Consider the following 8,435-nt stretch of genomic DNA (forward strand, 5'->3'; position numbering starts at 1 on the left):
CGTCGGTAAACAGGCAGACTAGCAGGCTGTCGGACTTAGTGATGCAACCGATTGAATGCAAAGAGTTTCCTCTTTTGCGCCAAAAAGTCGTTTTCCTGTTTAATCAATCGGTTACGCCATCAAGTCCGACAGGCTGCTAGGGCCTGGCGGGCGGCGGCGCCGAGGTCCAGTGGCGAGGCGCGCTCGCCGGTGGCCAGGCGCAGCCGGTCCGGGACGGCGGTGAAGGTGGCGCGGCGTACCCGCAGCCCGGCGCGGCTCAAGTCACGCTCGATCTGGTCGGCCAGCGCGACCGCCGGGCGGGAGCGCAGGCGGGTGTCGAGCCAGAGCCAGACCTCGCGCTCCGGGCAGGCGCGGGCAAAGCGCGGTACCGGGAAGCCGCAGCGGGCGCTGGCGGCGACGGTGTCGAGGACGTCGAGGCGCGGCGTGCGCTGCTCGGCGGCGAAGCGCTGCACGCCCCAGACCAGCTCGCGGCGCTGGCCGCCGTCCAGCAGCATCGGCAGGTGCAGGTCCGCGGCGGACCAGGTGAAGACCGGCTCGCCGTTGGGGTCGTAGCTGACGCCGCGGGAGGGCGGGCGTTGTAGCCGCCAGGCGCGCTCCCCCAGCCACGCGAGTGCCAACAGGCCGCCGCACAGCAGCGCCAGCGGCGGTAGCCAACCGAGCAGGTCGGCCGGGTCGCCGAAGACCGGGACCCAGTCGTTGAAGGTCGGGAGCGGGACGGACGGGAGGGTCCCGGCGGTGGGCGGTGCGGGCTGCGGGATCGGTGCCGGTGGCGTGGCCGGCGGCGCGGGCGGTTCCGCGCGGTGCCAGGTCAAGGTCAGGAAGAGGATAGCCAGGCCGAGGGCGGTGGTCAGGGTCGCACCCAGGGCCAGGCGCCAGAGTGGCCAGGGGTGCTGGGGCGGGGTGATGATCACCGGCGCTGCTGGTTGGGCCTCGCTGGTATCTGGTGTGGCCGGGCTGGCGGGTGGCGTGGCGCCCAAGGGGGCGGCGGCGCCGGGTGCAGGCGTTGGCCGCTCCAGCGGCGGGAAGTCGCGCCGGAACTCGCGCCGGACGGTGCCGCGGGCCGCCTCGTCCTTGGCCAGGAGCGTGACCAGGAGTTCCCGGGCGGCGGCCCATTCCAGGGTCCGGTCCGGCGGCAGGACGCGGGCGATGCGTACGAAGTCGAGCGGCAGGACCGGGACGCCCAGGTCCGGCAGGCGCCGCAGCAGGCGGGCGAGGCGCGGGTCGCCGCCGGGGGTCAGGGGGGCGGGCATGGGGTGGGGCGGTGGTCCGCGTAGGGTCCGCTGTGCGGACCGCGCCCGCGCGGCGCAGAGCGCCTGACACAGGCGTGACACCGCACAGCGGTGTCACGAGAGTGGTCCCCCCCACCCCAACCCTCCCCCACAAGGGGGGAGGGGGCAAGCGGATCAGGCCAGGTGCCCATAGTCCTCGTGGTCCTTGATCAGGCAGTGCAGGGCCGGGAGGTCGGCGAGCCCGGGGGCCGCCAGTTGCTCGCCCGTGGCCCCGGCGGCGGCCAGCACCGTGAGCCAGATCAGGAACTCGGCCGCCCCGGGCGGGCGTCCCGCCCGGCGCTCCAGGCGCTCGCGGACCTCCAGGAAGCGTTGCAGGGCCTGGCCCTGCACGGGCGGCGGCAGGCGGTCGGCGAATTCGCCCTGCCAGGCGCCCAGGATGCGCCCCAGCAGGTCTGGCGTGAGGTCGATATGGTACACGATGCAGCGGCGCAGGAAGGGGTCCGGCAGGCGGCGCTCGCCGTTGCTGGTGACGATGACGATGGGCGGCGGCTGGTTGCCGCGGTCGATCGGCGCACCGGGCGGGAAGGGGTGCTCAAAGCGATAGTCGGCCAGTTCCTGGAGCAGGTCGTTGGGGAAGTCGCGCGGGGCCTTGTCGATCTCGTCGATCAGGAGCACGCACTCGCCGGGGTGCTCGTAGGCCAGCCACAGCTTACCTTTGTGCAGGTAGCGCCGGTCGGTGCGATCCGGGGCAGCCCTGTGCGCGGCCCGACGCTGGGTGAGGTTCAGGGAGGTGAGATAGGCGTCGCGCAGGTAGGCGACCGCGTCGAAGTCGTAGCGCAGGTCACGCGCGCTGCTGTCGGAGTGGACCTGATAATGGAAGAGTTCGATGCCGAAATAGCGTGCCAGGTAATAGGCGACCTGGGTCTTGCCGGTGCCGGGCTCGCCGGTGAGGAGCAGGGGCGAGCGTGAGGCGATGGCGGCGTTGATGGCATTGACGAGATCCGGCGGGGGCATGAAATGCTCGGCGCCCTCGCTCAATCGGCGGTGGCTCGCGACCCGTGCGCTGTCTTTGAGGCGGGCGCAGGCCTGGGCGGCATCGTGGTGGTCCCAGTCGATGGGGTCCGCGTGCTGGGGGAGGAAGGTGTAGGCGTCGATCATGCTGGGTCCGGTGCGTTCAATGCGTTCTGAAAGTCGGCATAGCCGGTCTTGTATTCGGCATAGATCAGGTCGACGGTCGGTTCAAACCGGCCGCCGGTGCGCGTCAAGAGATAGTCACTCAAGGCCTCGACCACCCGGCGCTCGTCATTGGGCGGGGCGCTGGCCAGCGGTGGCGGCGGCAGTTTGGCGGCGCCGGCGCCGATCAAGGCCGCGACGCCCAGGCGTCGGCGCAAGTCGCGGTCGCTGCCATAGAAGGCGGACAGGTCTGGCGCCGTGAGCACGTCGAGCGGCCGTTTCATCTGGATGGGGTACACCTGCGCGGCCTCGCTGTTACCCCAGAGCAGGTCCTCGTCGAGGCGGGTCTGCACGGCCTGGGCCATGTGCCCATGCCGCTGCGGCCAGCCCTGCGGCCATTGGATACAGGCGCCGCAGAGGATGCGCAAGCCAGCGGGAATCTCGCCCTGGTTCAGGGTGGTGGTCATAGCCTCCCGCCAGGCGACCAGGGCGCCCGCGAGCTGATCCACAGTGAGTTCCGATGGGACCTCCAGCAGCCAGGACAGGGCCACCACCGCCAGGGTGTCAGCGTTGGCCGGCACCGCAAAGCACTCGCCCAGGGCCTGCTCGTAGGTCCGGGGGTAAAACACGTTGAGGTCCTGTTTGAGCTGATTACGGAAGTCCGCCGCCGCGATCCGGTCCGGGTGCAACAGGAAGGGGATGGGCCGGGGCTCCACTTGGGCGCGGGGGTTGAGGTGCTCGATGAACCCAGAGCAGCGGTTTGCGCCCGGCGCGTGCCGGGTCGCGGAGCCAACGGATCAAGCCGCTCAAATCGGCATAGTCAGGCGACAGGCCGTCGTGCTTACCGAGCAGCAGGCGGCCCGCGGGGTCCAGTTGGGCGTAGCAGTAGATGAGGTCCGGCCCCGGCTCCTGCTGCAAGGCGACCTCCAACTCGCGGCCGTCGCACGCCCATTGCGGTTGTAACCGGGGGTCCACCAGCAGACGGCGCAGTTGGGCGCTGACCTGGCCGACGTGGCCGCGGGCTCTGATCGCATGGGCAAGTCGCGGGGCGGCGGGGGCGACGATGAGTGGATTGTCCAGCGCGATGGTGAGGGATGCGCCCACCGCCTGATCGAGTACCGCGAGCAGGGTCGCCGCCGGGATCAGGTAGGAGACGGGAAAATAATCGCTGCGGGCCACCACCATGCCGATCACCAGCGCCTGGGTCTCATCGAGGAAGGGGCCGCCGCTGAAGCCGGCCTCAATCCTTGTTGCTCCGACGTCATTGATTTGCGTATAGCCGCTCCACTGCTCTCCCGCCAGCTCGCCCTTGGCCCAGATACCGGGGTCGCCGCGCTCGGGGAATCCGAAGGCCCAGCCCTGATCGCCGGGCGGGCTTGGTTGCGCGGGTCGCGGTACCGGCAGGCTGGGGACGGTCGGGTCCGATGCGGGGAGTTCGAGTAAGGCGATATCGACGAGTTGGCCGGGTGCGGGCGCCCGGCTGGCCGGGTGCCAGGCGATGACGTTGGCTACTTGGCGGTCGGCGATGCCTGGCGTCGCGGCCAGGTCGAAGGGGATCGCGACGGTTGGCCGGTCGGGATCATAGTGATCGCGGCCCAGCGCTTCGTTGACGACGTGGGCGCAGGTCAGGGCGTGACGATCACCAACCAGGAAGCCGGTCCCGACGGGCGCCGGGGGTCGCTGGTCGCGCTGAGGATGCGCAGGATGCTGCGTACGGCGGGCTCCGTTGCCATCGCGCGGGCCTCACGCGGCCGGTGGTGGGGCCGGTCGCGTATTGTTCCAGGTCAGTTTGACCTTGAACCCGGCCGTGGTGTCGGCGCTGGCGATGAAGGCGCCGACCTTGCCGGAGAAGCCGATGGCGAATTCCAGCTCGTCAGGTCGCTGGTCCGCTGTGCGGACGGATGGCCTATTGTTCCCATCCGAGCTTACCCCCGCGCAGGAACTGCCAGGTGCGCACGATGTCGAGCACGTCGGTCTCGGCGGCGATGTCGGGGGGGAAGGGGGAGTAGGGGGCGGCGAGGTTGACGATGTCGATCGCCGCCTGGTCGAGCAGCGGGTAACCGGAGGAGCGCACGATGCGGACCCCCTCCACGCTGCCGTCGGCGCGCACCGCTACGTCCAGGATCAGATTGCCATAGAGGTGCTGGTCCTTGGCCGCCTGGGGGTAGTTGATGTTGCCGATGTTTTCCACCTTGCGCGCCCAGGCCCCCAGATAGTTCGCATAACGGTATTCGCGGGTGCTGGCGCTGACCGCCCGGCGTCGCTGCCGACTGGCATAGGCGTTCGCGCGCGTTTGCAGGCTCGCGGTGAGGCGGGTGATTTCCTGGTTGCGGCTGGCCAGGATCTGGGAGGCGTCCACCGTCCTAGGTGTCTCCTGCCGGGGCGGCTGGGGCGGTGAGGGTGGCGCAACCTTGCGTGCCGGCCGCGGCTTGGGGGCTGCGACCAGTTGCGGCGGTGGCGGCTCTTGGATCGGCGGTGTCGGCGCCGGCGGCTCCGGCGTCTGGGGTACCGCGTCCGGCGGGTGCGCGGCGGGGCTTGGCAATTCATCGACTGGCGCGGAGACGACGGCGTCCCCCCGCGGCGAGTCGCCGACGCGTGAGCGCTGCGACAGGGCCGCGTCCGCTGCCGGGCGATCGGCGGTCGTGCCCGGGTCATTGAGCAGCACGATGTCCATGGTCTGCTCCACCGGTACCTGCCGGTGCGGTTTCGGCAGTTCAAATGAGACGGTGAGCAGGATGAACAGGTGCAGCACCGTGGCCGCCAGCAGGGCCAGCGGCAGGACGGGGGAGGGGCCCTCGCCCAGGGGTACGGTGAGGGCGCGGGGGAGCTGGGCGGCGTTGGTGGCGGTCACGGGCGCAGGGGCGCAGGTCCGGATCAGGGCCGTCTGACGGCGGGCGCGGCGATCCGCTCGGCGATGGCGTCCAGCAGATCGCCGGCGATATCCAGTCCGAATCCGGCGTCCAGTTCGCGGATGCAGGTGGGGCTGGTCACATTGATCTCAGTGAGATAATCGCCGATCACGTCGAGGCCGGCGAACAGGATGCCGCGGGCGCGCAGTTGCGGTCCCACCTGCCCGGCGATCCAGTGGTCGCGCGCGGACAGGGGCTGGCCGTGGGCCGTGGCCCCCGCCGCCAGGTTGCCGCGGGCCTCCCCGGGGGCCGGGATGCGGGCCAGACAATAGGGCACCGGGGTGCCGTCGACCATCAGGATTCGCTTGTCGCCCGCGCCGATCTCCGGGATGAAGCGCTGGACCATGCACAGGCGCCGCCCGCGGTTGGTCAGCAGTTCAACGATCACGCTCAGATTGGGGTCGCCCGCCTCGACCCGGAACACACCGCTCCCGCCCATGCCGTCCAGCGGCTTGAGGATGATGGTCCCATGGGTGGCCTGGAAGGCGCGGATGTCGGCCAGGCGCCGGGTCACCAGGGTGGGGGGCGTACACTGCGGGAACTCGGCCGTGAACAGCTTCTCGTTGCAATCGCGCAGCGCCCGCGGGTCGTTGACTACCAGCGCGCCGCCGCGTTGAGCGTGCTCCAGGAGATAGGTCGTGAAGACATAATCCATGTCGAAAGGCGGGTCTTGGCGCATCAGCACCGCATCGAGCTCCGTGAGCGCGCGGGTGCTCTCGGCGCCGAACCGATACCAGCCGCGCGGGTCGTCGGTCACAGTGACGGCGCGCAGGCGCGCCTGGGTGCGCCCCTCGCTCAGGAACAGGTCGCCCGGTTCCAGATAGGCAAGCGACCAGCCGCGCCGTTGCGCCGCCAGCATCATCGCGAAGGTGCTGTCCTTCTTGATGTTGATAGACCCGATCGGGTCCATGAGGAAGCCGAGTTCGATGCTCATGGGGGCAGTGTAACCGAATGCCCGCCAGGTCCCTACTGCGCCTTGGTGGGGAGGTGCCGAGAATCCCGCGCTTGGGTAATGGTTTTCGCGGGCACCGCGGCCTGCGCCGGCCGCTGGCGCGCCCCAACCGGCGGCCCAGGCAGCGGACGGGCGCTGGTGTTATCCTGAATGTCCCCCGCAGCGGAGGATCTTTTGTGCAAACTGTGGATACCAAGCGAGATCAAGGATCGCTCGATGCTGGCGATTTCCCAACGTGTTAGCGTCGTACCCGTGCCCCCAATGTCTTGCCGATCGGGTTAAGTCTATGAGAGTCGATGTCATACTTAGAAAACGCGGTAATCGCTACCTCGCGCAGGTCAGCAACCTGCCTGCAATCCAGGTTAACGAGGCGTCCCGCGATGCTGCATTGACCGGTGTTGCGCAGCGCGCGCGGGATTATTTCGCCCAAGTGGAATTGGTGCGGTTGGATATCGGCGAGACGCAGGGCAGCAGTCCGCTGCTTGAGCAGTTTGGCAGTTGCGCTGATGATCCGACCTTCGATGACTGGCAGGACGAGATCGCTGCTTATCGCCGCGAACGCAACAGCGTACCGGAATAGCCGCAACGATGCCGCTCTTCGTTCTGGACCCGAGTATCACTTGTAACATAAAGAATTTGGCGGCTAACGCGCCGAGCCCGAGTAACCGGAGTGACGACCATGCAGGCAATCGAATTCGATGCGATCATAGCAGACCAAGCGATTCCTCTGCCAAAGTCCGTCTTCTTAACCGGCGGACAGACCGTCAGAGTTGTCGTGATGTTCGATCCGCCAAACGCAATGGATGATGCCAAGCCGCATGAAGGAGCTATCGCGCGACTTTCACGCAATCCTTTGGTAATTAAAGGATTTACAGCGCTCTCGCGGGATGAAGCCCATGAAAGATAATATCTTTGTGGACTCCAACCTGTGGCTCTATGCCTTTATTCTGCGACCGGGTGAGGAGGATAAGCACTCCCGCGCTTTGGTGCTGGTGGATGCGGGCAACCGCTATACCATCAGCACCCAGGTGGTGGCGGAAGTCTCGGTGAACCTGCTGCGCAAGGCTAAAATGGCCGAACCTGCAGTACTGGATATTGTCGAAGACCTGTATGTCCAGTGTCGCGTCGTCGAGACTGGCCTGCAATGTCATCGCTATGCCAGTCGCCTGCGAGCCGCACATAGCTTCAGTTATTGGGATAGCTTGATTGTCGCGGCCGCCTTAGTGTCAGAGTGCCGCGTTCTCTACTCCGAAGACATGCGGCATGGTCAAGTGGTCGAGCGAAGGTTGACTATCCTGAATCCTCTGCTCTCCGGTACAGCGATATTGTAGGAGCGCAATGGTTATTTGTGCGCGAGGTAATCGACTCTGGTCCGCTTTAATACCGGAACGGCAATTTACTGTGGTCTCTCCCTCTTTAGTGTAGTTGAACTTGGTTTCTTGTTCCTTACCTGCATTGAGTCATCGCCAGTGACCTGTGTGTGAAATCCTTTATTTCATCTGGTCGCATCGTTATAGTTTCGCCGCACTTATAAGGCGATCTGTCGGTTGTCCAGGTTACTCTGATTCTTATTTTAGTAAATGAATTTGATGACTTTTCGTAGTACATTTTCATCGTTTCTCCAGCCCATGAGGAAAATAGTGAATCTCCAGTTGCAAGTGCCCCTTCTGAGCAATCTGTTTTTGAGCCTGTCTTCTTATTCATGCTTTGGCATACGGCTTCATAAGATACCCAACCATCTTTATTCATCCAGTCCGGTAAATCTGATGCGACCGCAGACACAGATAATAAAGTCAGCGTTACAAAAAATGAAAATTGCTTCATCGGGTTATGCCTCGTTTTATTTTGATGGGAGCCATGCTTTTGCGTGCTCGGTTTTGCGTCGGCTATGGAAGTAAGCGCCTCTGGCTGCAACGGCGTGATCAGGTGCAGCGATGAGGGCTTAGGGTGTGTCCCCTCTGGGAGGGAAGGAGTGGTCCCAATCCTAGCGCTAGCACGGAAAACTTTGCCTTTTTCTGTATCACGTTCATATTTTAATAAAATGGGAAATCCCCCGGCTTTGCCGGGGAGACAGCAAAAGTTTGACATTTCCGGGGGTCCATCCAGGAAACTCCGCGTTGTGAGCCGCCAAGCACGCAACACTGGAGAATCCCGATGGACGAACCTGAAAGC

At 65.9% G+C, this 8,435-nt stretch carries 9 protein-coding genes and 2 pseudogenes; 3 read left to right on the forward strand and 8 right to left on the reverse strand.

Annotated features, from left to right (window positions below; genetic code table 11):
* Nucleotides 1-119: 119 nt before the first annotated feature.
* The 7 genes and pseudogenes from QZX93_RS12230 to gshB form a co-directional block, all read right to left on the reverse strand.
* Entirely contained in the window at nucleotides 120-1,250 is a 1,131-nt protein-coding gene (locus QZX93_RS12230; protein ID WP_295386408.1) for a hypothetical protein, read from the reverse strand.
* Nucleotides 1,251-1,403: 153 nt separating this feature from the next.
* Nucleotides 1,404-2,387 carry a MoxR family ATPase gene (locus tag QZX93_RS12235; RefSeq protein ID WP_295386411.1) on the reverse strand — a complete coding sequence of 328 codons (984 nt, stop codon included), beginning with the start codon at nucleotides 2,385-2,387 and terminating at the stop codon, nucleotides 1,404-1,406.
* On the reverse strand, nucleotides 2,384-3,118 hold the full coding sequence (locus QZX93_RS12240; RefSeq protein ID WP_295386415.1) for a hypothetical protein: 735 nt from the start codon (nucleotides 3,116-3,118) through the stop codon (nucleotides 2,384-2,386). The genes QZX93_RS12235 and QZX93_RS12240 overlap by 4 nt, the downstream gene beginning before the upstream one ends.
* Nucleotides 3,054-4,061: pseudogene (locus tag QZX93_RS12245) on the reverse strand (serine protease); the annotation flags it as partial. The gene QZX93_RS12240 and the pseudogene QZX93_RS12245, both read right to left, overlap by 65 nt.
* Before the next feature lie 84 nt (nucleotides 4,062-4,145).
* A pseudogene (locus QZX93_RS27360) lies at nucleotides 4,146-4,289 on the reverse strand (CU044_2847 family protein); the annotation flags it as partial.
* Nucleotides 4,290-4,308: 19 nt separating this feature from the next.
* On the reverse strand, nucleotides 4,309-5,253 hold the full coding sequence (locus QZX93_RS12250; protein WP_295386419.1) for an energy transducer TonB: 945 nt from the start codon (nucleotides 5,251-5,253) through the stop codon (nucleotides 4,309-4,311).
* Between the two features lie 23 nt (nucleotides 5,254-5,276).
* A complete protein-coding gene (gene gshB, locus QZX93_RS12255) occupies nucleotides 5,277-6,245 on the reverse strand; it encodes a glutathione synthase (RefSeq protein WP_295386424.1) in 969 nt (322 codons plus the stop codon).
* A gap of 304 nt (nucleotides 6,246-6,549) precedes the next feature.
* Between gshB and QZX93_RS12260 the strand changes: the two genes are divergently transcribed.
* From QZX93_RS12260 to QZX93_RS12270, 3 genes are all read left to right on the forward strand, one after another.
* Complete coding sequence (locus QZX93_RS12260; RefSeq protein ID WP_295386429.1) at nucleotides 6,550-6,843, forward strand: hypothetical protein; 294 nt, start codon at nucleotides 6,550-6,552, stop codon at nucleotides 6,841-6,843.
* Between the two features lie 99 nt (nucleotides 6,844-6,942).
* Nucleotides 6,943-7,170: a hypothetical protein gene (locus tag QZX93_RS12265; protein ID WP_295386434.1), complete on the forward strand. Its 228-nt coding sequence runs from the start codon at nucleotides 6,943-6,945 to the stop codon at nucleotides 7,168-7,170.
* A complete protein-coding gene (locus tag QZX93_RS12270; RefSeq protein ID WP_295386438.1) occupies nucleotides 7,160-7,594 on the forward strand; it encodes a PIN domain-containing protein in 435 nt (144 codons plus the stop codon). Before QZX93_RS12265 ends, QZX93_RS12270 begins: the two co-directional genes overlap by 11 nt.
* Before the next feature lie 115 nt (nucleotides 7,595-7,709).
* On the opposite strand, the gene QZX93_RS12275 is transcribed toward QZX93_RS12270, so the two are convergent.
* Nucleotides 7,710-8,435, reverse strand: a 726-nt coding sequence (locus QZX93_RS12275) for a hypothetical protein (RefSeq protein WP_295386443.1), incomplete at its 5' end; no start/stop codon positions are given.

The organism is uncultured Thiodictyon sp. (assembly GCF_903946935.1).
GTDB lineage: Bacteria > Pseudomonadota > Gammaproteobacteria > Chromatiales > Chromatiaceae > Thiodictyon.

What these genes read in the sequence shown, in the direction of transcription:
- QZX93_RS12230 (WP_295386408.1), bottom strand. Translation starts at nt 1,250, where the DNA reads ATGCCCGCCCCCCTGACCCCCGGCGGCGACCCGCGCCTCGCCCGCCTG.
- QZX93_RS12235 (WP_295386411.1), bottom strand. Translation starts at nt 2,387, where the DNA reads ATGATCGACGCCTACACCTTCCTCCCCCAGCACGCGGACCCCATCGAC.
- gshB (WP_295386424.1), bottom strand. Translation starts at nt 6,245, where the DNA reads ATGAGCATCGAACTCGGCTTCCTCATGGACCCGATCGGGTCTATCAAC.
- QZX93_RS12260 (WP_295386429.1), top strand. Translation starts at nt 6,550, where the DNA reads ATGAGAGTCGATGTCATACTTAGAAAACGCGGTAATCGCTACCTCGCG.
- QZX93_RS12265 (WP_295386434.1), top strand. Translation starts at nt 6,943, where the DNA reads ATGCAGGCAATCGAATTCGATGCGATCATAGCAGACCAAGCGATTCCT.
- QZX93_RS12270 (WP_295386438.1), top strand. Translation starts at nt 7,160, where the DNA reads ATGAAAGATAATATCTTTGTGGACTCCAACCTGTGGCTCTATGCCTTT.